General features: G+C 54.4%; 23 protein-coding genes. 11 read left to right on the top strand and 12 right to left on the bottom strand.

From position 1 onward, the window contains the following. Nucleotides 1–265 precede the first annotated feature (265 nt). A complete protein-coding gene (locus JI62_RS12320) occupies nt 266–1939 on the bottom strand; it encodes an isovaleryl-CoA dehydrogenase (RefSeq protein WP_088700450.1) in 1674 nt (557 codons plus the stop codon). A 216-nt stretch (nt 1940–2155) separates the two neighbouring features. Between JI62_RS12320 and JI62_RS12315 the strand changes: the two genes are divergently transcribed. The 3 genes from JI62_RS12315 to JI62_RS12305 all read left to right on the top strand — a co-directional run bounded on the left by JI62_RS12315 (nt 2156) and on the right by JI62_RS12305 (nt 3498). Next, a complete protein-coding gene (locus JI62_RS12315) occupies nt 2156–2449 on the top strand; it encodes a hypothetical protein (protein ID WP_088700478.1) in 294 nt (97 codons plus the stop codon). 21 nt (nt 2450–2470) lie between these two features. Further along, entirely contained in the window at nt 2471–2767 is a 297-nt protein-coding gene (locus JI62_RS12310) for a YciI family protein (RefSeq protein ID WP_088700449.1), read from the top strand. A 203-nt stretch (nt 2768–2970) separates the two neighbouring features. Further along, nucleotides 2971–3498 carry an HPP family protein gene (locus tag JI62_RS12305; protein WP_088700448.1) on the top strand — a complete coding sequence of 176 codons (528 nt, stop codon included), beginning with the start codon at nt 2971–2973 and terminating at the stop codon, nt 3496–3498. A 2-nt stretch (nt 3499–3500) separates the two neighbouring features. Here the strand turns inward: JI62_RS12305 and JI62_RS12300 are convergent, their stop codons facing one another. Then, the gene (locus JI62_RS12300; protein WP_088700447.1) at nt 3501–4091 is read right to left on the bottom strand and encodes a gamma-glutamylcyclotransferase; all 591 of its coding nucleotides are present in this window, start codon (nt 4089–4091) and stop codon (nt 3501–3503) included. A 137-nt stretch (nt 4092–4228) separates the two neighbouring features. Between JI62_RS12300 and JI62_RS12295 the strand changes: the two genes are divergently transcribed. Then, nucleotides 4229–5083, top strand: a complete 855-nt coding sequence (locus tag JI62_RS12295; protein ID WP_088700446.1) for a sirohydrochlorin chelatase — start codon at nt 4229–4231, stop codon at nt 5081–5083. A gap of 111 nt (nt 5084–5194) precedes the next feature. Beyond that, nucleotides 5195–6784 (top strand): ABC-F family ATPase, encoded by a 1590-nt coding sequence (locus JI62_RS12290; protein WP_088700445.1) that lies wholly within the window; start codon nt 5195–5197, stop codon nt 6782–6784. A 29-nt stretch (nt 6785–6813) separates the two neighbouring features. On the opposite strand, the gene JI62_RS12285 is transcribed toward JI62_RS12290, so the two are convergent. Continuing rightward, nucleotides 6814–7413 (bottom strand): cell division protein ZipA C-terminal FtsZ-binding domain-containing protein, encoded by a 600-nt coding sequence (locus tag JI62_RS12285; protein WP_088700444.1) that lies wholly within the window; start codon nt 7411–7413, stop codon nt 6814–6816. A gap of 31 nt (nt 7414–7444) precedes the next feature. Beyond that, complete coding sequence (locus JI62_RS12280) at nt 7445–7912, bottom strand: TspO/MBR family protein (RefSeq protein ID WP_088700443.1); 468 nt, start codon at nt 7910–7912, stop codon at nt 7445–7447. Nucleotides 7913–8079: 167 nt separating this feature from the next. Here JI62_RS12280 and JI62_RS12275 point away from each other — a divergent pair, with 167 nt between their 5' ends. Both JI62_RS12275 and JI62_RS12270 read left to right on the top strand, forming a co-directional pair. Continuing rightward, a complete protein-coding gene (locus JI62_RS12275; RefSeq protein ID WP_088700442.1) occupies nt 8080–8940 on the top strand; it encodes a helix-turn-helix transcriptional regulator in 861 nt (286 codons plus the stop codon). 272 nt (nt 8941–9212) lie between these two features. Then, a complete protein-coding gene (locus JI62_RS12270; protein WP_240513228.1) occupies nt 9213–10181 on the top strand; it encodes a Bug family tripartite tricarboxylate transporter substrate binding protein in 969 nt (322 codons plus the stop codon). Between the two features lie 87 nt (nt 10182–10268). On the opposite strand, the gene JI62_RS12265 is transcribed toward JI62_RS12270, so the two are convergent. Together JI62_RS12265 and JI62_RS12260 are read right to left on the bottom strand one after the other, a co-directional pair. Next, nucleotides 10269–11768: an aldehyde dehydrogenase gene (locus JI62_RS12265; protein ID WP_088700441.1), complete on the bottom strand. Its 1500-nt coding sequence runs from the start codon at nt 11766–11768 to the stop codon at nt 10269–10271. Beyond that, complete coding sequence (locus JI62_RS12260; protein WP_088700440.1) at nt 11765–13012, bottom strand: M20 family metallo-hydrolase; 1248 nt, start codon at nt 13010–13012, stop codon at nt 11765–11767. The genes JI62_RS12265 and JI62_RS12260 overlap by 4 nt, the downstream gene beginning before the upstream one ends. A gap of 160 nt (nt 13013–13172) precedes the next feature. Between JI62_RS12260 and JI62_RS12255 the strand changes: the two genes are divergently transcribed. The 3 genes from JI62_RS12255 to aguA all read left to right on the top strand — a co-directional run bounded on the left by JI62_RS12255 (nt 13173) and on the right by aguA (nt 17121). Then, on the top strand, nt 13173–14573 hold the full coding sequence (locus JI62_RS12255; protein WP_088700439.1) for an aminotransferase: 1401 nt from the start codon (nt 13173–13175) through the stop codon (nt 14571–14573). Between the two features lie 74 nt (nt 14574–14647). Next, nucleotides 14648–15994: a Na+/H+ antiporter NhaC family protein gene (locus JI62_RS12250; protein ID WP_088700438.1), complete on the top strand. Its 1347-nt coding sequence runs from the start codon at nt 14648–14650 to the stop codon at nt 15992–15994. Next, nucleotides 15991–17121 (top strand): agmatine deiminase, encoded by a 1131-nt coding sequence (aguA, locus tag JI62_RS12245; protein ID WP_088700437.1) that lies wholly within the window; start codon nt 15991–15993, stop codon nt 17119–17121. The genes JI62_RS12250 and aguA overlap by 4 nt, the downstream gene beginning before the upstream one ends. 70 nt (nt 17122–17191) lie before the next feature. Here aguA and JI62_RS12240 read toward each other — a convergent pair whose 3' ends face one another. Then, a complete protein-coding gene (locus JI62_RS12240) occupies nt 17192–18310 on the bottom strand; it encodes an alkene reductase (protein ID WP_088700436.1) in 1119 nt (372 codons plus the stop codon). Nucleotides 18311–18492: 182 nt separating this feature from the next. Between JI62_RS12240 and JI62_RS12235 the strand changes: the two genes are divergently transcribed. After that, nucleotides 18493–19248: a FadR/GntR family transcriptional regulator gene (locus JI62_RS12235; protein ID WP_170938550.1), complete on the top strand. Its 756-nt coding sequence runs from the start codon at nt 18493–18495 to the stop codon at nt 19246–19248. A 20-nt stretch (nt 19249–19268) separates the two neighbouring features. Here JI62_RS12235 and JI62_RS12230 read toward each other — a convergent pair whose 3' ends face one another. The 5 genes from JI62_RS12230 to JI62_RS12210 all read right to left on the bottom strand — a co-directional run. Further along, nucleotides 19269–20528, bottom strand: a complete 1260-nt coding sequence (locus tag JI62_RS12230; RefSeq protein WP_088700434.1) for an allantoate amidohydrolase — start codon at nt 20526–20528, stop codon at nt 19269–19271. Nucleotides 20529–20580: 52 nt separating this feature from the next. Then, complete coding sequence (locus tag JI62_RS12225) at nt 20581–21282, bottom strand: DUF1028 domain-containing protein (protein WP_088700433.1); 702 nt, start codon at nt 21280–21282, stop codon at nt 20581–20583. Nucleotides 21283–21300: 18 nt separating this feature from the next. Further along, nucleotides 21301–22695 (bottom strand): YfcC family protein, encoded by a 1395-nt coding sequence (locus tag JI62_RS12220; RefSeq protein WP_088700432.1) that lies wholly within the window; start codon nt 22693–22695, stop codon nt 21301–21303. 172 nt (nt 22696–22867) lie between these two features. Then, nucleotides 22868–23239 carry a hypothetical protein gene (locus tag JI62_RS12215; protein ID WP_088700431.1) on the bottom strand — a complete coding sequence of 124 codons (372 nt, stop codon included), beginning with the start codon at nt 23237–23239 and terminating at the stop codon, nt 22868–22870. A 152-nt stretch (nt 23240–23391) separates the two neighbouring features. After that, nucleotides 23392–24312 (bottom strand): M24 family metallopeptidase (locus JI62_RS12210; RefSeq protein ID WP_141101326.1); only part of this gene is annotated, 921 nt, incomplete at its 5' end.

Genomic DNA, 24312 nt, shown 5'->3' with positions numbered 1-24312 from the left:
GCGGCGCGCCGGAGCGAGCCGCGGCGAATCACTTCATTGAGGTAGGTTAATGCACGCTGATTAAGCATAAAACACGCCTATGTTGGGGTGTTTTATATCTTACCGGAAGCCTGCCCGAACTTGTCATGGTTGGGACTAGCAATACACCAAGCTCTCCCGCTATCACGTTGTTGCTGGTTTTTAATTCAGGATGTAAAAAGTTTTTTAATGTGAGTAGTTTTACGCGATCAGTTTTAGCATGGAAGACCTCCATCGTCGTGAACGCTTATTCCACCGGTTGGGCACGCTCGATGATTGACGCGCAATCCAGCCCGGTGGGTAGCGTGCCTGTATTGAGGCCACTGCGGTCGGTAAGACGACCGGCGCAGAATGCATCGGCCACATAAGCGGGGGCGTGCTGCACCAGCAGGGCGCCTTGTAACGCTAGGGCCATGCCGTCCGCCAACTGGCGGGCGCGGTACTGGAGCGCTTGGGTATCCTGCATTGAGCGCTGTAATTGGTGAATAAAGCGGTCAAGATGCGCATCAGCGCCTTGCGCTTTGGCAAGTTCGGCGAAGTAGGCGTCGAGCACTTCAGGCTGCTTTTCAATCGCGCGAAGGATATCCAGGCATTGAACGTTGCCACTGCCTTCCCAAATGGCGTTGATGGGCGATTCGCGGAACAGGCGCGGCATCATGTGGGTTTCCATGACGCCGCTCCCGCCAATCACCTCCATTGCCTCGTAGGCGTGGTGGGGCGTGCGCTTACAGATCCAGTACTTGCCGACCGGCGTGGCAATGCGTGCAAGTAGACGCTCGTGCTCGTTGTCTTGCTGATCCATGGCTCGGGCCATGCGCAGCATTAAGGTAGTGGCGGCTTCGCTCTCAATGGCCAAGTCAGCAAGCACATTTTGCATCAGCGGCTGGTCGCTTAGGCGCGCCCCAAAGGCATGACGATGAGAGGCGTGGTGGATCGCCTGGACGGTGGCCTGGCGCAGACCGGCGGCGGAGCCAATCATGCAGTCGTAGCGGGTCATGGCGACCATCTCGATGATGGTGCGCACGCCGCGTCCTTCATCGCCCACCATCCAGGCAAAGGCGCCCCGCAGCTCGGTCTCGCTGGAAGCATTCGATACGTTGCCCATTTTACGTTTTAGCTGCTGTATATGAAGCGGGTTCTTACTGCCGTCGGGCCGCCAGCGCGGCAGCAAGAAACAGCTCAAGCCGCCGGGCGCCTGGGCGAGTACCAGAAAGGCATCGCACATTGGCGCGGAGACAAACCATTTATGCCCCACCAGCTCAAAAGCTTCACCCGGCCCGCTTTGATCAATCGGATAGGCGCGGGTGGTGTTCAAACGTACATCGGAGCCGCCCTGTTTTTCGGTCATTGCCATGCCGAGAGTGAGACCCTGTTTCTCGAAATAGGGCACGTTGCGTGGGTCATAATGGGGCGCGGTGATTTTATCGCCCCATTGTTCAAGCAGGCTGGGCTGATGGCGAAGAGCGGGCAGGGCCGCAAAGGTCATGGTAATCGGGCAGCCGTGACCGGCTTCTACCTGAGTCTGTAAAAAGTAGTTGGCGGCACGATTAACGTGCGCACCGGGTTGAGGGGTTCGCCAGGGGCTGGCGTGCAGGCCATGCTCTATCGCCGTTTGCATAAGCTGATGATAGGCGGGATGAAACTCGATCAAATCGACCCGATGGCCTTGCCGGTCGTGGGTCACCAGATGGGGGGAGTAGCGGTTGGCGTCAAATCCCAAGGCAATCGCCTCGGCGGAGCCCGCCCACTGGCCAAATGTTTTGAGTGGAGCGTCGTCGTCAGAGCCGCTTTCCCGTCTAACGCCCTCCTGAAGCGCACGATCAGTGGTGTAGCTGTTGTAGTTCTCCAGTGATGGCGGCTGGTTTTCCACTTGGTGGGTGCTAGCTTGAAGTTGATCTGCCAATGGGTAGTAGTGGGTCATGATCAGCACCTGGCGCGTAACGACGGTAATGGTGATTATTTAAGGGCTCTTATATTTCGGAGTGTTTAAGTGAGCGTAGTTGTTTGACGGAAAAGTCGCTAAAAAAGGAGGGCGAAAAGGGGGAGGGATGGATCCTGCTTTGCTCAGGCAGCGTATTTAACCGACAATGCCGCTTATCCTTCTCAGTCACGGGTACTATCGATGCAAGCAAACGCGATGCAGACAAACGGCTTTTTTGACGAAATTGGCGAAACGATCGGTGAAGCCATCCGTGTGGTGGTGGAGTTTCTGTTAGGCATTTTCACCAATTTCTTCGGTGCGTTCGGCGATTTCATCGATGGCCTGACGCGCTCGCTGGGGATCAACGATTCCTTTTTCAGCATTGCTGTCTTAGTAATCGGGCTGCTGATCCTGTGGGGCGGTTTGCGCGCGTTTCTGCGCGGCTCGCTGCTAGGCGGTATTGTGCGTACCGTGTTGGGGCTGTTTATTCTTTCCTGGTTGATGATGTAGACACACTAAGAGGGGTAGTAGATGAAGCAGTTTGCGTTGGTCGCCTACGATTACACTGATGAAGGTGCCCTAAACCGCCGCTTGGCTTGTCGCGAGCCGCACCTGGAGGGGCTCCGTACTCTCTATCGGTCGGGTAATTTCGTTAGTGGTGGGGTGGTGCTGAACGATGAAGGTAAAATGATCGGTTCAAATGCACATTTCAGATTTGCTACTCGAGAAGATTTAGAGGCTTGGCTGGCGCAAGAGCCTTATATGACTGAGCGTGTCTGGGAGCGGGTCGATATATGCGAAGTTAAGCTGTTTGATCCCTCTATATAGTATGACGAACGAGCTCGGGTATTGTTTATAAAAAATGTCATAAAATAATGCCCCCGTTTCTCTCCTTGGTTAACACCCCATACACTGATGATGAGCAATCGCGTTGCCCTTGAGTCAGTTTCATCAGGGGCATGATAGATTGTCATTTGCTTATTTGGTGCATTTTGGCATCATTTGCACTCATTTTGTGCAAAGCGAGTGCAATGAAAACTTATCTTGGCAAGATGCGGGGGCAGCCAGTCAAGCGTGCCCGGGTAGGCTGGCAGGATGCTTTTTGGTCATGGGTCGGGGCCTTTACCGGTATGGCGGTCATTTGCTGGTTAAGCGCGGCCTGGCTGTCACAACAACTGCTCATTGTAGGCTCCTTCGGCGCAACCTCAGTGCTCATCTATGCGGCACCTGAAAGTCCTTTTGCTCAGCCCAGCCATGTACTTTTTGGCAGCGTGCTCTCCGCGGGTATTGGCGTTGCTTGCTACCAACTACTGGGGGCGACACCGCTCTCAATGGCCCTGGCCGTCTCGCTGTCGGTACTGGGTATGCAGCTAACCCACACGGTTCACCCACCGGGCGCCGCAGCGGCGCTGATTGCGGTAGGCGGGGGTGCCAGCGTTCATCAACTGGGGTGGTGGTATCCTCTTTTGCCAATCGGCGCGGGTAGTGTAGTGATGCTGGTCATCGCCATATTGGTCAATAACCTTGCCCGTCACCGCCGCTATCCACGCTACTGGTAGTGTTAAAAGCGGCTCAACTGCTGTTCCAGGGCAAAGATATGGGCATCTTTGGCGCCTAGCTCCCGCAGCGCCACGGCCAGATTGACCAGGTAGTCGCGGTTGGGGCCGCTGGGGCCATGGGCGTTGGCAATTTGCTGGGCGATTTCATCAAGCGGTGCGTCGCCCAAAAAGGCCGGATTGTCTTCACTGGCCAGATAAATAAGCCCTTCACTCTGTTCGGTTCGGCTGCTCTTCTCAGCAACAGACGTCTTTTCATCAACGAACGTCAGCGCTACTTTTTCCCGCAAATAGCCGTTTTTCTCACGTACATCCAGCGGGGCGAGCACTTCCGGAGTGATGCGGTAGGCCATACCGTGGCAAATCGAACCCTCGGAGCGAACCAGCGTCGCCACCCGCCCAGGTGCTTCAGGGGTGCCACGGTGGTCGTGGGAGCCCTGCCAAAACCGCCGCTCCCAGCCGTGTATATACGCCGGGCGACGCTCTAAGTAGGCAAAATCCGCCTTCCAAATCAGCGAGCCGTAGCCAAATAGCCATATCGCGGCATGGCCCTCAAAGAAGTTTCTCTGCTGGTTAAGAGCAGTGGTATCAAGCATGGTTATCAAGCAACATATCGTCATCAAATAGCATTGTGGGCTACACCCTTTGTAAAACAGCCATCTTACCATGTCACTGGTGGTCACTTACCTGACAGCTCACACGGCTCATTCAATCCCAACGAGTGGAGGCAAGCATGCGCGCGATATTTCTGGTGGATAACGGCTCGCTACGAGCGCAGGCGACGCTGAACTTACGTCGCGTGGCGGCTGCGCTTAGCGAGCTTATCGGTGAAACCGTGCAGGCGGCTTCGCTGCTGCACTCCAATAAGATTCCGGCCGACGAGATCGATGGTATCCCTGCCACTACTCTTGGCCCCGCCGCTGAACGCAGCGCCGAGCAGGGGGCAACGGAGATCATTATTCTGCCGTTCTTTTTCGGGCCAAGCAAAGCACTCACGGGTTACTTGCCTGAACGCATGGCGACCATGCAGGAGCGTTTTCCCCACGTTAAGGTGCGTGTCGCCCAGCCCTTGGTGGATGAATTCGGGAGTAATGACCTGCGTTTAGCCCATCTGCTGGCCGACAACGTGCGCGACAAGCTTCGACCAGGTGCTAAACCCCACGTAGCGTTGGTAGATCACGGCAGCCCCATCCCTGAAGTCACCGCCGTACGTAACCGCCTGGCGGGGCAACTTAGCGTGCTGCTTGGCGATGACGTTGCCTGTGTTGCCGCTGCCTCCATGGAGCGCCGCGAGGGCGATGAGTACCGCTTTAACGAGCCGCTGCTGGAAAACTTGCTGGCGCGGCCGGAGTTCAAGTCAGGCCCGGTTATCTTGGCGATGCTGTTTCTTTCGCCGGGGCGCCACGCCGGGGAGGGCGGCGATATTGCGGAAATATGCGCCGCTGCTGAAAAGCAGCATCCAGGGCTTTCCGTTACCACGACCAAACTGGTGGGCGAACATCCGGGCATTGTCGATATTCTTGCCACTCGACTACGCCAAGCGCTTGATGGTCAACGCTTTCTACTCGATATCCCGGCAATCGTCTGATGTGACTAAAGTCTGATGGGTGTATACAGGCCAAATAGCGCGTAGAATCGCGAGCCTTTCTATTCGTTGTAAGCTGTCGTTACCGACAATGCGCTAACCAGGGCTCCTTTTGTGATCGCTACCGCCAATATCACCATGCAGTTTGGGGCCAAGCCCCTGTTTGAAAATGTCTCCGTTAAATTCAATAACGGCAACCGTTATGGCCTGATCGGCGCGAACGGCTGTGGCAAATCCACCTTTATGAAAATTCTCGGTGGCGATTTGGAGCCCTCTTCCGGCCAGGTGATGCTGGATAGCAGTACTCGGTTGGGTAAGCTGCGTCAGGATCAGTTTGCGTTTGAAAACGAGCGCGTTATCGATACCGTCATCATGGGTAACGTAGAGCTCTGGTCGGTGGCTGCCGAGCGCGAACGCATTTACTCCCTGGCCGAGATGAGTGAAGAAGACGGCATGGCCGTCGCTGATCTGGAAGTCCGCTTTGCTGAGCTGGATGGCTACACCGCGGAGTCCCGCGCGGGTGAATTATTGCTGGGCTTGGGTATTCCCATTGAGCAACACACCGGCCCGATGAGCGAAGTCTCACCGGGCTGGAAGCTGCGCGTGCTGCTGGCCCAGGCGCTGTTCTCCGACCCGGATGTACTGCTGCTGGATGAGCCGACCAACCACCTGGATATCAACACTATCCGCTGGCTGGAAGATATTCTTAAAGCGCGCAGCAGCACCATGATCATCATCTCCCACGACCGCCACTTCCTGAATAGCGTCTGCACCCATATGGCGGATCTGGATTACGGCGAAATTACCCTGTTCCCGGGTAACTACGATGATTACATGACCGCTGCAACGGCGGTTCGTGAGCGCCAGCATTCGGATAACGCCAAGAAAAAAGCCCAGATTGCTGAGCTGCAGCAGTTCGTAAGCCGCTTCTCTGCCAACGCCTCAAAGGCCAAGCAGGCCACGTCTCGGGCGCGCCAAATCGATAAAATCAAACTGGAAGACATCAAGCCATCAAGTCGGGTAAGCCCCTTTATCCGTTTTGATCAAGCCAAGAAAATCCACCGCAACGCCGTTAACGTGGATGGCATTACCAAGAGCTATGAGGGCGACAAGCCGCTGTTCGAGCGCCTCTCCATGACAGTGGAAGCCGGTGAGCGGATTGCCATTATCGGCCCCAACGGCATTGGTAAAACCACGCTGCTGAAAACCCTGGCGGGCGAGCTGCACCCAGATGCTGGCGAAGTGAAGTGGACCGAAGCCGCCGAGGTGGGTGTTTTTGCTCAGGATCACAGCGATGATTTTGCCGTCGATGCCACATTGTTTGAGTGGATGTCGGCATGGACTCAAGGTGGCGAGCAAGTAGTTCGCGGTGCCCTGGGGCGGATGCTGTTCTCTAGCGAAGATATTGGCAAATCGGTGAAGGTGATTTCCGGTGGCGAGCAGGGGCGCATGTTGTTCGGTAAGTTAATCCTCACTCAGCCCAACGTAATGCTGATGGACGAGCCAACCAACCACCTGGATATGGAGTCTATCGAGGCGCTGAACCTGGCCCTGGAGAACTACCCTGGCACGCTGCTGTTTGTAAGCCACGACCGCGAGTTTGTGTCATCGCTAGCCACGCGTATTATTGATATGCAGCCCGATGGCATTGTCGATTTTAGCGGCAGCTACGATGACTACCTGCGTAGCCAGGGGGTGGTGTAAGTCTATAGGTACAAGAAGTACCGCTAAGGCTACTCACCAATGATCTGGGCGTAGGTTTCTTCGGTTGCCGCTTTATGCTCGGTATCCAGTACATTGGCATTGAATAGCGTCGCCGCTTCCTTGGCAAGTTCAACAAAAACAACCATTTGCTGGTTTCGGCGTTTGCGTAAAGGGGGTTTGACGATAAGGCTGATCCCTTTGATTATTTCGCTGCCGCGCTCATCTCTGAAGAGATCCGGCAGCTCGCCCGGTAAAAAGGCATTGGCAATAGTAATGGGGTTAGCGGGCTGCTGCCCGTTGATTAAGAAGACTTTTTTGAGCGGTTCATAATGAGCGTCTTTCTCACGTAACCACTCGCTGAGTTGCTTATCAGAACGCTCACTGGGCTGATCAAAAATAATAAAGAGTGAGTGCTGTTTCACACTGCTCGTGCGCTTGGCCGAGGTGTATGGCTCGGGCTGTTCTGGAGGGCTATTCGCTTGAGTCGGTGCTGGGTTAGCGGCTCTCTCTTTCGCTGCGCGCCGTCGGCGCCGCCAGGGCACAATGACATAAATAAATATGGCCGTTGCCATTGCGCCCAATACCAGCGATATGAAGGCGAGTACTATTATAGTGGTGGTGCGATCCATACTCTCAGAACCCTTTGTTTTTAATCAGCGCTCAGGCTTTATTTAGCCGAAAAATAGTGGCATTGAGGGCTAGCGCAAGTGCTACCCAGAGCCAGTAGGGCACCATAAGCCACGCGGCTAGGGTGTTTACCTGGAAAAACAGTGCGATGGCAATCGTAATTAATACCAGTAATGCCATGATATCTACCAGCGCTGCGACAATTTGCTTGCGCCCAAAGAATAGCCATGACCACATGGCATTAACTGTAAGTTGCAGTGCGTAAGCCACTAAGCTTGCCGAGCGCCATGCTGAGTCATCCGCCATATAGATACGCCATGCGGCGATAGCCATCAATAGATACAGTATGCCCCAAGCGATAGGAAAAGCGATATTCGGAGGAGTCCAACTTGGCTTACTGAGCTCCCGGTACCAACCATCAGGTCGAAAGCGCGCACCGGTCATGGCGGCAGCGCCGACGAGCAGTAGAGACACCAGCAGCGCTAACAGCGAACCAAGCATTCATCACCTGTGTGTTCAAACGAAAGAATCAAAAGCTTAGCAGTGTTTATCTAGTGCGCTCAACACAAAGCCATGACTGGAAGCAATCAGTCAATGGTATTGACCGAGTTTACCGTGCTCGTGCAAAGCAGTATTGTCATAACTAACAATCTGATGAAGCGCTTTTTATGAAATACTGCCCAACAACCGATGATATCGATGGCGCTTTTCTGGCGAGTGCAGGAAGTGCTGCTTGGCATCGGCATATGGCGAGCTTGGTACGCTCATCGGGGCAGCGCGATTTCCCCGTACGCCTGGAGCATGTGCTGCGTGCGATAACGGGTTTCAGTACGATTCTGATCAGTACTTACAAAGGGCGTCACAGACCTCTGCTGATTCACGACGATTACCCGCCTGAAAATCGCCCTCAAGCAATAGATCGCTACCTCAGCGGGGCGTATTTATTGGATCCTTTTTTTGCCGCTATGAGTGGTGGCCTGGATAGCGGTGTGCACCGTTTACGGGAGCTAGCCCCTGATCGTTTTGAATCCAGTGACTACTATGCCCACTATTATCGCGGGTTGGGGTTGGCGGATGAGGTAGGCCTCTTCGCACGTGTGGGGGATGATGTCTTGATGGTGGTGTCGCTGGGCTTTCAGACAGGAGCGCCCTTGAAGAGACGTGCGTTGCAGGTACTGAAGAATGTGGAGCCCATGATCGAAACTTTGTTAATGGAGTATTGGAAGTGGCAGGGCGTCCATTTCCAGTCGACATTGGAAAAGTATGCTCCGGTGGAAGCAGCCTTCGCAAGCTTTGGTCGAGAGGTTTTAACGGCACGTGAACAAGAGATCGTTCGTCTGTTACTCGCAGGTCACTCTACCAAGTCGGCGGCCCGAGAGCTCGATATCAGCGATGGTACTGTGAAGGTACACCGCAAACATATTTACCAGCGCCTGGATGTCTCCAGTCAATCTCAGTTGTTTCAGCTCTTTCTTGATCATATTTCCCTCGTCTCGCTGCAAATTAATGCGAGAAGCGACAGGAACTGAGTGTGTCAAACGACATATGAGGAGCCTGTGTGTGGCCAAAACCGATTAATGGCTGCCTCCATCTACCCTGCAACTGAAGAAACGTTTTCTGCGTGTCCTGATCGCTGCAATTGTTTGATGGGACGGCTGAGTGTTCAGTTTACGTATACCCCAATGAGGGTATTTTTTTTAATTTCTTATGTTGCTAGTTTTCTTATTAAATAATGATAAAGATTTTCTAAAGAGTAACGGCGTCAGCACACAATAACTAACTAATGAATAAGGTGATGACCATGTTGGATAAAAAAGTAACGCGCTTTATCTCTGCTATCGTAATCGCTTCAAGCACAGTGGCACTAAATGCTTCAGCGTCAGACTATCCTCAACAAGATATCCGTATGGTTATCCCCTATGGCCCTGGAGGGGCAACCGACGCTATATTTCGTTTAGTCTCGAAAGAAGCAGAAAAGCATTTAGGCGTGTCGGTGATACCTGTCAATATGGTAGGCGCAGGGGCAACGACCGGTTCACGTCATGTCAAAGAAGCGCAGCCGGATGGCTATACGCTGCTAGGGAGTCACGATACGATCGCGCTTTCACGCCTCGCGGGCACGGTCGATTACTCTTACGACGCCTTCGAGCCGGTGGCACTGTTGACGCAAACCATCGTGATCCCGATGACCTACGCCGACCATCCTGTCGAAGATATGTCTGAAATGGCCAGCTATATCTCTGAACATCCGGGTGAGGTAACTTTTGGAATGACGCCCTCTTCGGTGGATCACTTCTACTGGGTGCGGCTGTTTGATGCGCTTGGTGTTAACACAGAAGATGTACGATTTGTCGGGTATCAGGACACCAACGAGCAGATTGCGGCACTGATGGCGCAAGAGATAGATTTCGTTAACGCTGATATGCCTTCAAGCCGTGCTTTTTTCGAGAGTGGTGATTTCCGGCCTTTAGGCGTGTCTCATGATGAACGCCTTAAAGGGTTAGAGGAGGTGCCTACCTTAAGAGAACAGCAGGTGGACTTGGTCAGTGCTACCAACCGAGGCATTTTCGCTCCCAAAGGCACCCCCTCACATATTATAGAGGTCTTGGCGGATGCTTATTCTAAAGCCCTTGAAGATGAGAGTATTAGAAGCCGTATAGAGAATGAGTTTGGCTCTGTCGTTCATTTCCTACCCACCGATGAATATCAGCTTTTCTTAGAAGAAAATGAAGCTGCGTTAACGCGGGCCGCAGAAAATATCGATTTCTAAAACTAACGGCTGAGTATCTATATCGCCCTGTATGGCTTTTTTAAATCAGCATACAGGGCGTTTTTATTGGGTCAATGTTGCACTATATTAAGCGTTGATTGACATCCAGATGGTCTTGATCTCTGTATATTCGTCAATGGAGTGCAGCGATTTATCCCGCCCATTTCCAGACTGTTTCACCCCACCGAAAGGTACTGTCATGTCCGGGCCTGCCCAGTTGTTAACGTAGACCTGCCCGGAGTGCAGCTTGTGTGAGACGCGCATAATACGATCAATGTCCTGGCTCCAGACGGCGGCCGCCAAGCCGTATTCGCTGTCGTTGGCAAGTGTCAATGCCTCCTCTTCGGTATCGAAGCCAAACACCGACAGCACCGGCCCGAAGATCTCCTCGCGACCTATGGTCATGGCCGGGGTGACATCGTCAAACACGGTGGGAGGAATAAACAGCCCGGAGCTATCTAATGGCTGTCCCCCGGTACGAAGCGTGGCACCCTCTTCCTGCCCCTGGCGGATATAATCCAGCACCCGCTGGTATTGAGTGTTATCGACCATCGCTCCCATAAAGCTGTGCGGGTCGAGTGGGTCGCCTGGTTGCATGGCCGCCGCAGCGTCCACCACTTTCTCGACGAAAGCGTGGCGAATGCTATTTTCCACCAACAGCCGCGAGCCAGCGATACAGACTTCACCTTGGTTATGAAAAATCGCAGCGGCTGCGTTTTGAGCGGCAACGTCTAGATTTTTGCAGTCGGCAAAGATGATGTTGGGACTTTTGCCGCCGCACTCCAGATAAACGCGTTTCAAATTGGATTGGCCTGCGTACTGCATGAGCTGTTTGCCCACTTGAGTGGAGCCGGTAAAGGCGAGGCAGTCGACCTCCATCGACAGGGCCAGCGCTTTACCCACGGTGTGGCCATAGCCGGGGAGTACTTGAAACACCCCGGCGGGTAGGCCCGCTTGTTGGCTTAGTTGAGCAAGGCGTAGCGCCGATAACGGCGACTTTTCTGACGGTTTGAGGATAACGCTGTTACCGGCCGCCAATGCCGGTGCAATCTTCCAGGCGGTCATCATGAGCGGGAAGTTCCAGGGGACGATGGATACCACTACCCCGAGTGGCTCGCGCACAATCAAACCGAGATGATGGTCTCCCGTCGGGGCCACCTCACCATAAAGCTTATCGATACTTTCGGCGGTATAGCGCAGGCAGCCGATGGCACCGTCAATATCCCCCAGTGCACTGGTAATCGGTTTCCCCATATCCAGAGTGTCTAGCAGGGCAAGCTCGTGTCTATGGGTCTGCATTAACGCCGCCAGATCAAGCAGCGTGGCTTTGCGCTGACCTGGGGCGAGTCGCGACCACTCTCCCTGGTCAAAGGCCTGCCGAGCAGCATGGGTAGCGAGCTCGGCATCAGCGTCATCACAGCTGGCGACCTCAGCCAACACTTCGCCGGTGGCTGGGTTCACCGTGGATAGGGTGGCGCCGCGCTGTGCATCGACAAAGGTGTCGTTGATATAGGCGCGGGTTTCAAAGGAGAGTGTGTCTGCCAGTGCTTGCCACTCGGCCAGGTTCGTTGGGACAGTTGTGCTCATTGGGTAACCTCAAGGTCGTTAGCGTTATGCAGTAGCGCGTCGCACAGCACCTGGGTGCCAAGTGCACACTGCTCTGGCGTTGAATACTCGGCTTCGTTATGGCTAATGCCATCGCGGCAGGGAATGAAGATCATCGCGGTGGGCGCCATCCGTGATACATACACCGCATCATGGCCCGCCCCACTGAGCATACGGCGGTAAGCAATGCCGCGTGCCTTTGTGGCCTGCTCGATGGACGCAATGCACTGCTCGTTGAAGGCCACTACTGGGGAGTTCCAGAGGCGTTGCGGCGTTACTTTGACACCAAAGGCTTCTACCAAGGCCTCTAGCTCGCTATAGAAGCGAGCCTCCAGCGTGTCTAGCTGATCATCGTGCACATGACGTAGGTCGACCGTCATGGTGACCTGGGCGGGAATCACGTTGCGAGAAGGCGTATCGATCTCCAGACAGCCAAAGGTGACCTTGCTGTCGCCACTGGTGTCGCTGGCGGCGATAGCGTATAGCCGGTCAATGAGCCGGGCGGCAGCGGCCAGGGCGTCGTGACGATATGCCATGGGGGTGGTGCCCGCATGGGCAGCGTTGCCTTCGATCATCAGGTCAAACCAGCGCATCCCTTGCACCCCGGTGACCACACCGATATCTAAGCCCTCCTCTTCAAGCACCGGCCCCTGTTCGATATGCAGTTCCAGAAAACTGGCTAACCGAGGCTCGCCAATAGGCAGGCTTCCCTTCATGCCTGTCTCCTCAAGAGCCTGTCCAAAACTGATCCCCTGTTCGTCCTGGCGAGCGAGTGTCTCCTCCACAGTAAACACCCCCGCATAGGTGCCGGAAGCCATCATTGCAGGGGCAAAACGACTGCCTTCCTCGTTCGTCCAAACGATCAGTTCCAGAGGTCGTTCGGTCACGATTTGGCGATCGTGTAGGGTGCGAAACACTTCCAGTCCCGCGAGAACCCCCAGTACACCGTCGAAACGACCTCCTTTCGGCTGGGTATCCAGGTGGCTGCCGACAGCGGCGGGCGCCAGATCCTCACGTGCGCCGGGCCGCCGGAAAAAAAGATTACCCACTGCATCACTGCGAACGTGGCAGCCAATATCAGCGCACCATTCGATCAACTGCTGCCGTCCGGCAGTATCTTCGGGTGTCAGTGCCAAGCGGTTGCTGCCGCCATTGGGGGTAGCGCCGATCTCTGCCATGGCCATTAAACTTGACCACAATCGCTGGCCATCAATGGACACTTGCATGGCGTGTCTCCTGTTGTGTTTATTGGGTTAAGGAGATCCACCATAGGAGGCCTTCCGCGCAGCCGATATACCCCAATGGGGATATATTCCCGACACTGTTTTCCCCGCTAGCCTGTGAAGCCACCTCTACAACGGCTTCCTAATAAGCGAGGGCATAGTGATGACTCAGCAGCAGGCGCAAGCCTCTTACGACGCGCAAGACCTTTGGCAAAAAGATAAAAATCACTTTATTCACCCCTTCACCGACTTCAGCTTGTTCCACGAAAAAGGCTGTGACTTGATTACCAACAGTGATGGTATCTATGTCGAGGATGTACACGGCAACCGCTTTATCGATGGGATTGCAGGCCTGTGGTGTGTCAATGTGGGCCACGGCCGTGCCGAAATTGGCCAGGCGATGGCCGAGCAAGCCACCCGCATGGCTTACTTCTCCACGTTCAACAATCTCTCCAACGCCCCGGCTACCGAGCTGGCGGCTAAGCTCGCCGAGCTTGCGCCTGCCCACTTGAACCATGTGTTTTATAGCTGCGGCGGGTCAACGGCAAACGATGCCACCATCCGGCTTGTGCATTACTACTTCAATCGCTTGGGCAAGCCTTCGAAAAAGCGGATCTTATCGCGTACCAATGCCTACCACGGCACCACCTACATGGCGGCGAGCCTGACCGGTATCGCCAGCAATAACTGGCAGTTCGATACGCTTGATCTGGTGACACATTTGAGCGAAGCCAACTGCTATCGCCGTCCAGAGGGGATGAGTAAGGCCGAGTACTGTGATCATCTGGTCGATGAACTTGAGCAGACTATTGAACGGCTAGGGGCAGATAACATAGCCGCTTTCATAGCCGAGCCCATCATGGGCGCAGGCGGCGTATTGGTGGCACCGCAGGGCTATCACTCCCGAGTACAGGCCATATGCCGTGCCAACGATATTCTGTTCATTGCCGATGAAGTGGTGACAGGCTTTGGTCGTTTAGGGCACTTCTTTGCCTCAGAAGCCGTGTTTGAAACCCAGCCCGACATTATCAACGTGGCAAAAGGGCTTTCATCTGGGTATGCCCCATTAGGTGCAACGCTGATATCTGACGCTCTTTACGAGGTATTAAGTACCCCTCAAGGCCCCGGTGGGGTATTGAGCACCGGCTTCACCTACTCCGGGCATCCCGTTAGCTGTGCGGCAGCGTTAAAAAATATCGAAATCATTGAGCGTGAGGGCATTTGTGAAAATGTTCTAGAGGTTGGCCCCTATCTTGAATCACAGCTCAAAACCCTCGCCTCTCATGAAACGGTAGGCGATGTACGTGGCAGTCATTTCATGATGGCGATTGAAAATGTGGCCAATAAAACGACCAAAGAGTTACTCCCCGTTGACGCGCGCGTAGGTGACCGCGTGGCTGCTGAAGCACAGAAACGTGGTTTGATTATTCGGCCGGTTGGTCATCTCAATATCATCTCGCCGCCCCTGATCTGGACGCGCCAAGTCGTGGATGAAGTCGTAGCGATTCTTAATGACGCTTTTGCCGCCACCACGCGCTCACTTAAAACGGATGGTTACCTATAAACACGGCTATGAGAGGCGGGCGTTAGCGCCCGTCTTGAGTAGTGACCTACGACAACGAAAAAGGGGAATAACCAATGGAAGAGTATGGGATTTTAAGCCTTATACCCACGTTAGTGGTGTTAGTCATGGCGATTATTACCAAACGCACGATTGAGTCTCTTCTGGCAGGCGCGCTGGTAGGCTTATTAATGTTTCAACCTCTCAATGTCATTACCCAAGGGTCGGATATACTGCTATCGGTATTGGGTAATGACACGGTGACGTGGATTATTCTGGTGTGTGGGCTATTTGGTAGTTTGATTGCCTTGCTGGTAAAAACGGGCGGGGTGTTAAGTTTTGGTGATGCCGTTACCCGACGCATCCATACCCGTCGACAAAGCTTGTTAGCTACCTGGGGGCTGGGGCTAATAATCTTTGTCGATGACTATCTTAATGCGCTGACCATTAGCGCTTCCATGAAGAAAATCACTGATCGCTTTAACATATCCCGTGAGAAGTTGGCCTATATCGTTGACTCCACTGCAGCGCCGATCTGTATTCTCGTACCGTTTTCCACCTGGGCTGTGTTCTTTGCAGGTTTGCTGGAAGAGAACAATGTCGCTGGTAACGGCATGGCGCTGTACATCCAAGCCATACCGTTTATGTTTTACGCCTGGATAGCGGCGGCGCTGGTGCCCCTGGTGGCACTGGGCATTATCCCCAATCTTGGCCCGATGCGAGCAGCGGAGGCGCGTGCTGAAGCTGGCCAGCCGCAGCCCGATGGCGCTGATGACAGCGCGCTGGAAATAGAAGATACAGGCAAAAAACGCCCTCATCTGCTCAATTTTCTGCTTCCCATTGTGACGCTGATTTTCTTTACTTGGTATTTTGAGATTGATGTGCTGCGCGGGGTGATGGTAGCGCTTGCAGTGACGCTAGTGCTTATCGCTGTGCAGCGGCTGTTAAGCTTCAACGATACGTTTGACACCGCGCTGGATGGCTTCAAAGCCATGATTATGCCACTTGGCACGTTGGTGGCTGGGTTTGTGCTTAAGGAGGTGAATGACCTGCTTGGCTTAACCAACTATGTGATCGAGAGCGTTCAGCCTTTAATGACCGCGGGTATGCTACCGGCGGTTGTCTTCGTCACCATGGCCTTTCTCGCTTTTGCGACCGCCTCCTTCTGGGGACTGTTTGCCGTGGCGATGCCTATCGTATTACCGCTTGCCAGCAGTATGGATGCGCATATGCCACTCGTTGTGGGGGCTTTAATCTCCGCCAGTGCCTTTGGTAGCCATGCCTGCTTTTACGGCGATTCTACCGTCCTTTCTGCCCAAGGGGCGGGGTGTACGCCAATGGCTCATGCGTTAACGCAACTTCCCTATATCTTAATAGCCGCTGCCGTGGCAACTGGCTTCTTTATAGTAGTGGGGAATATATGAAACATGCCACTACCATACCTACAACGGCCACCGAACCTCTGACGGGTGAGTCAACACCCAGTGCACTAGGCTTTTCGATGCCGGCGGAGTTTGCCCCTCACACTGCCTGCTGGATGCTGTGGCCCCAGCGCCCCGATACATGGCGCTATGGTGCAAAACCTGCCCAGCAAGCCTTTGTCGAGGTAGCGCTAGCGATTGCCGAGAGTGAAACGGTCTTCGTGGGCGTTAATGATGAACAGTATGAAAATGCCCGTAATCAGTTGCCTGCGCATATTCGAGTGGTTGAGCTGTCCAGCAATGATGCCTGGATGCGCGATGTCGGGCCCACCTTTATTACTCACCCCGACGGGCGACTCGCCATGGTGGACTGGGAGTTCAATGCCTGGGGCGGGTTGAAGGAGGGGCTCTACTTCCCATGGGACAAAGACAAACGGATTCGTTGTAAAATCAGTGAAATGCTGGGTATCCAACGCTTCGAGGCCCCGCTCGTACTAGAGGGAGGAGCCATTCACGTGGATGGTGAAGGTACGCTGATCACCACGGAAGAGTGCTTGCTGAATCCTAACCGTAATCCGGAGATGAGCCGCGCCACGATCGAACACTGGTTGCAGGAGTATTTAGGCGTCAGTCATATCATATGGTTACCGCGTGGCTGTTATCTAGACGAGACCGATGGTCACGTGGATAACCTGTGCTGCTTTATTGCGCCAGGCCATGTGGCGCTAACGTGGTGTGAGGATGAGCAAGATCCTCAGGGCGCTATTTGTCGTGAAGCATTGCGTGTGCTGGAAACCGCTACGGATGCTCAAGGCAGGCGGCTCACTATTCATAAACTGCCCCAGCCAGGCCCGCTCCATATTGCCGACGATGAAGCCAGTGGGATTGATCGCCTGAATAGCTCGCATCCCCGCTTACCTGGGGATCGCATGGCAGGTTCTTACGTCAACTTTTATATTGGTAACTCGGTCATTGTAATGCCTTTGCTGGATCCTCATTACGATGAACAGGCTAAAGGCATTCTATCCCGGTTATTTCCCACAAAGAGGGTGATCGGCGTTACGGCAAGGGAAATACTGCTTGGCGGCGGGAACATTCACTGCATCACACAGCAGCAACCACGCGTGTAGCGTTTCGCAGGAAAAACGCCCTGTTCAGTCACAGGCTGAACAGGGCGTGGGGGAAAGCTACCTTTGGCTGTTACTGGATACGGTCATAGCCATTATCCATAAACGGATAATCGGTGTAGCCTTTCTCGTCGCCACCGTAGAAGGTTTCGTGGTTGGGCTCGGTGAGCGGGGCGTTCACACGGAAGCGCTCGGGCAGATCCGGATTAGCAATGTAAGGACGGCCAAAAGCCACAGCATCGGCAGTGTTGTCGCCGATACGCGCTTCTGCGCGCTCTGCATCGTAGTTGCCACAGTAGATCAGGCTGCCACTAAAGCGCTCACGCATCTGCTCGCGGAAACCGTCAGGGAAGGTGATATCGCCACCGGCCCAGTTGGGTTCGTTCAGGTGCAGGTAGGCAAGGCCGCGCTTGGAAAGCTGCTCAGCCATGTAGAACGCCATCGCTTCAGGCTCATCATCGGTCAAGCCAAACAGTTCGATAAACGGCGTCATACGGATGCCCACTCGATCAGCGCCATAGACGTCAATCACGGCGTCGACCACTTCCAGCGGGAAGCGGGCACGGTTTTCTAGCGAACCGCCGTACTGGTCGGTACGCTGATTGGTGCCGGTCGCCAGGAACTGGTTAAGCAAGTAGGCATTTGCCGCGTGGACTTCGACCATATCGAAACCAGCACGCTTGGCGCGTTCGGCCGCTTGGCGATAGTCCTCAACAATGCTGGGGATCTCGTCGGTTTCCAGCGCGCGGGGCGTGCTGGTGGGGTGCTGGCCCGCGGTGCCATCTTCAAACTCTACGAAACACTGGGCGCCTTCGCCTTTCAAGGCACTCGGTGCTACCGGCTGTTGGCCGTCAGGTTGAACCATTTCATGGGAAACGCGCCCAACGTGCCACAGCTGCAGCGCCATACGGCCACCTTTGGCATGCACTGCTTCAACAACACCTTTCCAGCCGGCTTCCTGCTCATCCGTCCAAATGCCGGGTGTATACACATAGCCACGGGCAGTGGGAGAGATATTGGTGGCTTCGCTGATGATTAGCCCCGCTCCTGCGCGCTGGCCGTAGTAAGCTTCCTGAATTTCACCTGGTACGCTATCGGGTGTACGCGCCCGTGTCAGCGGCGCCATAACAACCCGGTTAGGAATCGATAGGCTGCCCAGTTGGAGGGGAGTAAACAGTGTTTCGAAAGCCATCAATTAAGCTCCTTTTGAATGCTTCGATGAAATAGTACGCACCAGAATAGACCAGTTTACTAGTTAGTGCCAGCCAGATATTTTTAAACGCATTTATGCGCTAGATAACCTTTTATGTGGCATCCAAACTCGCGATCTCTCTGGTACTCTTGCTGCTTATTACCCAGGATGTTGTTGATAGCATGTTAAAAAACGCCCCTCAGCGCCGCCCTTATCAGGTGGCGGAAACCATTAAATGCTGGATCGTGGACAGGCACCTAAAGCCGGGTGACCGGCTACCTAGCGAGTCGGAGCTGATGGAGACCCTGCAGGTGTCGAAAGGGACGGTACGTGAGAGCACGCGAGTGCTGGAAGCTCAGGGGTTGGTTGAAACTCGCACAGGGCCCGGAGGTGGCGCTTTTGTGCGTGAGATGAGTGAGGCCAAAGCGGTATCGCTATTAAGCAACTACCTGTTTTTCAAAGAGATCTCAATTAAAGATATCTACCAGATACGCTTGGCGTTAGAGCCTGAATTGGCCGCTTCGTTAGCCGGTAAAGTGGCTGCCAGTGATATGGTGCGTTTACGTGAAAGCCTGCATAGTTACGCAGACCCGGCGGACGATAGTGAGACTGAGCGTCAGCAACATCTTGATTCGCTGCATTTCCACCTAATGCTCGCTGAGCTAGCCGGTGGCAATCAGCTGCTGACATTTATTATCCGCTTCACCATACAGGTACTCTCAGATCTGACGATTTATCACCGTCTCTATGAGCCCGTTACCCACGATTTAGGACAGGCTGGCTGTCGTTATCATGCAGAAATTTTGGATGCCATTGAGCTTGGCGATGCCGAAAGCGCCTATAACATCATGCGCGAGCATATGCTTGATGCCCAACAAGTGATGAATCAGCAGGAGGCTCAGGTACGCCGAGGCTTTTTACCTGAGCCACTAGCGTAACGGGCAGAGGGCGGAAAACGCTATGGACGTGGCAACTGCTGTAAAAATGCCATGACCACTCGCGTCGCGGCTTCCCCGTCTTCGGCTGTAATAGCTTCGTCTGGGTGGTGGCTAAGCCCCTCTTTACAGCGTACAAACAGCATGCCGATATCGGTTAAAGCCTGCATCGCTAAGCCATCATGCCCAGCGCCGCTAAACATTCGCTCTGCCGGTTGGTTAACCTGGGTACACGCCTGTTCGAGGGCGGTCATCATCCAGTCGGCACAGGCCACCGCATCGGCGCTGTAGGTGTTTTCAATATTAATGGTTAATCCACGGCGTTTCGCCACTGCCTCCAATGCTGCTGTTACGGCTTCCCTTCCATATTGGCGAGTCGCCGACTCTGGAGAGCGTAGCTCTACCGTGAACGTTACCTGGGCGGGAATCACATTGACCGCGTTGGGATGGACATCGAGTCTGCCCACCACGCCGACCAACTCATCGGTATTCTGCAGTACGCTATCGATGGCAAGCACCATTTCCGCCGCGCCGACTAGCGCGTCATGACGCACGTCCATCGGCGTAGTACCGGCATGACCGGCCTTGCCGCTTAGCGTGACCTTGTGGCGTTCAATACCCGTTAGCGCCGTGACAATGCCCACAGCATGATCACGCTGTTCCAGGATTGGCCCTTGTTCAATATGTACTTCTAAAAAACCTAGAGTGTTGGCAGGGTCGCGGGCGATAGCGGGAATATCATCAGGCGAGCAGCCGAAAGCTATCAATGCGTCTTGCAGTGAGATTCCTTCGGAATCCTGGGCTTCCAGTTGGTCGGGTGTCACGCTCCCCGCCAGCGCTTTACTGCCGACCAGCGTAGTAGGAAAACGCACCCCTTCTTCGTCGCCAAATGCGACCACTTCTACCCCGAATGGCAGCGTCACGCCTTCGCGTTTAAGCGCCTCCAAGGCCAATAGCGGTAGGGCCACGCCTAGCATGCCGTCGTATTTGCCCCCTTCTATGACTGAATCTTGATGGGAGCCCATAATGAAGGTTTTCTCACCTGCTTGAGCTTTGGGGCAGCGACCCACAAGATTGCCAGCGGCATCCAGTCGGGGAGTTAGCCCCGCGTGTTCCATCCAGCGACTGATTAACGGCAGTACCTGACGATGCTCCTGAGAGCAGAACAGTCGCGTGACGCCGGGGCCTAGCTCAGAGTATTGGGCAGCTTCGTCCAGGCGATCAATTAATGCCTTTCCCAGCTCGCCTTGATTAAAAGCAGTGTGAGCAACCGTGTTGGTCATAAACTCTCCAATAGGCGCTGGCAGAGGGGCCAGCAAAAGAGTAGAAATGCTTTTAGCGCAGCGGCAGTTGACGCCAAAAGGCTTGAAAGTTCTCGGCCATAAACTCATCGACTAACGCCCGCAATGCGCCGACGACGTCCTCCGACCAGTCGATGCGCAAATCGATAGGCGCTTGATGAAAAGATTCGATACGCAGCGCGGCCGAGCGTGCACCGCGTTTATCGCCGCCCGCTGATAGAGCAGCATCAAGAGCATCAATCAGATGCGTAAGCAGATGTTGGTCGTGATGAACAGGGAAGCGGGGCGACTCGTTGCGTTGAATGGCGGCGCTGCTATTAGTGGCGCTAAGGCGTAAAAATCGCTCTGCAAAAATCCGCACGACTTCGGCGCTCTGCAGCATGTTGCCAACGGCAGCAACGCTGGGAAAGCAGGTTTCAGCCACTTCAGGCACATTCTCTGCACCTGAATGTACTGATGTGCGGCCCTGAGAGTCCATCACCAAGCATTGGCGGAACCCTGAGTCGCTGTCCTCGCTAACGGCGGCGCGAAGCGCCTGCCGGGCGCTGGCGCCTGCGGCAAGTGCTTCATATATCCGAGCTGGGTACCACGGGTTGGTAAACAGCCCTTGGGTGACGCATGCCCCAGTGCCTCGCCAACAGTGATGCACATAGCCTCCCACCGCCACTCCGCCTGTAGCGGTGATGGCCGCGACGGTGCCCGTGGCAGGATTGCAATGAACGAGAGAAAGCGTCATCGCGGTTGCCTCTATTGTTCAGTAACCCACCAGGCGGCCAATCACCAACCCTACCCAGGCTAATACATACACCAACGCCATAAAGGGCATAATCGCCTTCAACCACTGGGCGTATGAGACGCGACCCAGTGCCAGCATGGCGAGTGTGCCGCCAGACGTGGGAACAATCAGGTTCGTTAAGCCGTCGCCGACTTGGAATGCAGTGATCATCAACTGACGGCTCATACCCACAAGGTCCGCCACTGGAATCAGAATGGGCATTGTCACCAGTGCCTGACCAGAACCGGAAGGGATAAAGAGGTTGATAATACCCTGCACCACACTGGCCATAATCGCGGAAAATATTGACGGAATGCCGTCGATCATTGCGCTCAGCGAGTTAACGATGGTGTCGATAATCACTGCTTGCTCAAGGATGACCTGAATTGAGGCCGCCACCCCGATCACCAGCGCGCCTGCGGTTACGCTGGCAGCACCCTCCATCATCTGTTTAACAATACCGTTCGCCGATAGGCCGTTTAAGGCGCCAATGATGATTGCCAGGAGTAGGAAAGTGCCTGCAATTTCATTGATATACCAACCGCGAGTGAACACGCCAATGAGCATAGCGACCAGTCCACCCACGAACACGACCATCGTAAGAATGTTGCGCTTGGTGAGAGAGTATTCGCTAAGCGGTTTGCTCAGTGCTTCCGCGTTATCCGGCTCTTCAAACTCCATTTTGACGACGCGTTTGCAGATATACAGCGAGAGCAGTGCCAGTGACGAAAGCACCAGCAACGTACGCAGCCAAGCGCCAGAGAAGGTCGGCAGTTCCGCGATACCTTGAGCAACCCCAACGGTATAGGGATTAATGGGCGAGAGTGCAAAACCGATCCCAATACCACCAACGGCCATAGCGGTACCCACCAAACTGGAGCAGCCAATGGCGCTGGCGATGAGAACCGCAATGGGGACTAATGCAATGTTGTTTTCAAACCCGACGGCGACACCAAAAAAGCCGTAGATAAAGGTACCGACGACAATAATCACGTTACGCCGCTCAACGCCAACACGATTAACCGCTACGCCGATCGCGTTCTCTAACGCGCCGGTCTTTTGCAGAATATGAAACAGACCACCGGCGATAAAGACAATAAATAGATACTGCGAGGCGGAGATAAGCCCTTCAGGAATCGCCACAAAAATATTGAAGAGTGGGATGTTGGCAACGTCTTCTAAATAGGCAAAAGAGCCCGGCACCACCACCGTTCGGCCATCTTGGGTAACTCGTTCAAATTCACCGGCGGGGATAATGAAGGTCAGAAAATAGGTAGCAACCAGAATAATAAAGATTAGTACCATGGGGTCGGGAACCGCCTGATACCACTTTTTACGCGAGCCAGAGGCTGCCGCGGTTTGTTGTTCAGCCATGAGGATACCCTTTCTTGTGATGTGTCTCAGCGTTGACGCTCGTTGGCGCCTTACCTTGAATTTATCATGATAAATAGCAGGGTCAAGCAAGGCTGAATTTTCAAACGGCAGGAACGCGCCGATTAGACCGATTTGGAGGCCTTAATCGCACGCTTGTTTGTGGAAAAGGGAATTAACGTCGTTGCCAAGGCCAACGCCGCTTGGCGGTAGTGTCGATCTGCTGCAGTGCGCTTGAAAGCGGCAACATAATGGCACCTAACTGGCGATAGCAGACCGCGCTGTTGAGCACCCCTGGGCACTGTTTGAGTAGCAGCTCGCACTGTTGCGAGGCGATATAGAGCTGTTCGGTGACGGCTGGGGCAAACAGTGGCTTAGACTGTTGGCAGCAGCGAGTGAGCTCCCGCGACAGCATGGAAAGCATGCTGGTATCCATCCAGCAGGGCAGCGGGTCTTCCAGGCGGCCGGCAATAGAGTGCTGAACCGCTTCAAACGAGGTGCGCAAAAATATGACCGTTTGGCGAAGTTGCCGCTGCTCGCTAGTCATCCCAATAATCCCTCACGCTGGTTGCTTCCTGGGGGGCCATAGGCCCGACCATCTACTTTCTGAAATAAAGAGAGTGTTTCTCATTTGCATCTCAGTTGACGATAGCGCTACTCCATTGACCTGTCAATGCTGCGACTATAAGTCGCAATAGCTTATGAGCGCGCCTCAAACAACTGCCAGTCGTTATTGGTCAGCGGTTTGGCTCCGTTTTCAGTAACCACCACGGTGTCGCTTATGCCAACGCCCCACTGGCCGGGCACCCGGAGGCAGAGAGGTAGGTGAAAAACCATATTGGTTTCAAAAGTACGTGTCTGGCCTTTGGCGATAAAGCCGGTTCCCTCCACCCAGCTGGGCGGAAACTGGGCGCCCACGGCATAGCCAAAGACACCGGAGAAGAAATACTGGTCACGCTGGGGGGCGAGTAGGGAATCAGCCGCCTGGGCAGCGGCATCAAAGGTGTTGCCAGGCCGCATGGCGTCGCAGAGCGCTTCAAAAATTGAGCGGCATAGATCCCGGGTGGCTGAGAGAGCTTGGCTTGGCATGCCTGTCACCGCGGTGCGCATCATGGGTGCTGTATAGCGTTGATAAGCAGCGCCAAACTCTAAAAAGACCGGCTCATTAGCCTGGATAACACGCCGTTTATGGTTGACGTGAATCACGCCAATGCGGTGGCCGCTGGTTACAATGGGCTGCAGACTCATAAACTCGCTGCCATTTTCGAGCAACGCTTTGGCACCCGCGGCGGCAATGTCGTTATCCGTCATACCTGGGCGAATGCTCTGTATGGCGATCTCTAAACCTAGGGCGGTTATGCGCGCGCTCTCTTGTAACATCTCCAGTTCAGCAGGGCTTTTAATAATTCTGATGGCATCGACTAACGCGCCTGCCTCGCTAAAACGTTCACGGCCAATCGTCTGCATCAGCGCATCAATGACGCCAAAGCGTAGCCCGCTGCTCCAGCCATCTATGCCGATTTGCTGGCAGTGGGTGAGCAGATCTGCCAGCGGCGTGATGATTTCATCCAGGTTTTCCCAGCGGTAGCCGATAATCTCATCGACTCGGGCGGGGGACAC

It is taken from the genome of Halomonas campaniensis (genome assembly GCF_002211105.1).
GTDB classification, from domain to species: domain Bacteria; phylum Pseudomonadota; class Gammaproteobacteria; order Pseudomonadales; family Halomonadaceae; genus Vreelandella; species Vreelandella campaniensis_A.
The sequence above is the reverse complement of the archived record's forward strand: the minus strand, read 5'-3'. Positions and strand labels throughout refer to the sequence as shown.

Excerpts from the sequence above, each read along its gene's own strand:
- JI62_RS12220 (WP_088700432.1), bottom strand. The coding sequence starts at position 22,695 with ATGGCTGAACAACAAACCGCGGCAGCCTCTGGCTCGCGTAAAAAGTGG.
- JI62_RS12275 (WP_088700442.1), top strand. The coding sequence starts at position 8,080 with ATGAAATACTGCCCAACAACCGATGATATCGATGGCGCTTTTCTGGCG.
- JI62_RS12310 (WP_088700449.1), top strand. The coding sequence starts at position 2,471 with ATGAAGCAGTTTGCGTTGGTCGCCTACGATTACACTGATGAAGGTGCC.
- JI62_RS12320 (WP_088700450.1), bottom strand. The coding sequence starts at position 1,939 with ATGACCCACTACTACCCATTGGCAGATCAACTTCAAGCTAGCACCCAC.
- JI62_RS12305 (WP_088700448.1), top strand. The coding sequence starts at position 2,971 with ATGAAAACTTATCTTGGCAAGATGCGGGGGCAGCCAGTCAAGCGTGCC.
- JI62_RS12285 (WP_088700444.1), bottom strand. The coding sequence starts at position 7,413 with ATGGATCGCACCACCACTATAATAGTACTCGCCTTCATATCGCTGGTA.
- JI62_RS12260 (WP_088700440.1), bottom strand. The coding sequence starts at position 13,012 with ATGCAAGTGTCCATTGATGGCCAGCGATTGTGGTCAAGTTTAATGGCC.
- JI62_RS12230 (WP_088700434.1), bottom strand. The coding sequence starts at position 20,528 with ATGACCAACACGGTTGCTCACACTGCTTTTAATCAAGGCGAGCTGGGA.
- JI62_RS12300 (WP_088700447.1), bottom strand. The coding sequence starts at position 4,091 with ATGCTTGATACCACTGCTCTTAACCAGCAGAGAAACTTCTTTGAGGGC.
- JI62_RS12235 (WP_170938550.1), top strand. The coding sequence starts at position 18,493 with ATGTTAAAAAACGCCCCTCAGCGCCGCCCTTATCAGGTGGCGGAAACC.
- JI62_RS12315 (WP_088700478.1), top strand. The coding sequence starts at position 2,156 with ATGCAGACAAACGGCTTTTTTGACGAAATTGGCGAAACGATCGGTGAA.
- JI62_RS12295 (WP_088700446.1), top strand. The coding sequence starts at position 4,229 with ATGCGCGCGATATTTCTGGTGGATAACGGCTCGCTACGAGCGCAGGCG.
- JI62_RS12250 (WP_088700438.1), top strand. The coding sequence starts at position 14,648 with ATGGAAGAGTATGGGATTTTAAGCCTTATACCCACGTTAGTGGTGTTA.
- aguA (WP_088700437.1), top strand. The coding sequence starts at position 15,991 with ATGAAACATGCCACTACCATACCTACAACGGCCACCGAACCTCTGACG.
- JI62_RS12270 (WP_240513228.1), top strand. The coding sequence starts at position 9,213 with ATGTTGGATAAAAAAGTAACGCGCTTTATCTCTGCTATCGTAATCGCT.
- JI62_RS12280 (WP_088700443.1), bottom strand. The coding sequence starts at position 7,912 with ATGCTTGGTTCGCTGTTAGCGCTGCTGGTGTCTCTACTGCTCGTCGGC.
- JI62_RS12225 (WP_088700433.1), bottom strand. The coding sequence starts at position 21,282 with ATGACGCTTTCTCTCGTTCATTGCAATCCTGCCACGGGCACCGTCGCG.
- JI62_RS12265 (WP_088700441.1), bottom strand. The coding sequence starts at position 11,768 with ATGAGCACAACTGTCCCAACGAACCTGGCCGAGTGGCAAGCACTGGCA.
- JI62_RS12240 (WP_088700436.1), bottom strand. The coding sequence starts at position 18,310 with ATGGCTTTCGAAACACTGTTTACTCCCCTCCAACTGGGCAGCCTATCG.
- JI62_RS12255 (WP_088700439.1), top strand. The coding sequence starts at position 13,173 with ATGACTCAGCAGCAGGCGCAAGCCTCTTACGACGCGCAAGACCTTTGG.
- JI62_RS12215 (WP_088700431.1), bottom strand. The coding sequence starts at position 23,239 with ATGACTAGCGAGCAGCGGCAACTTCGCCAAACGGTCATATTTTTGCGC.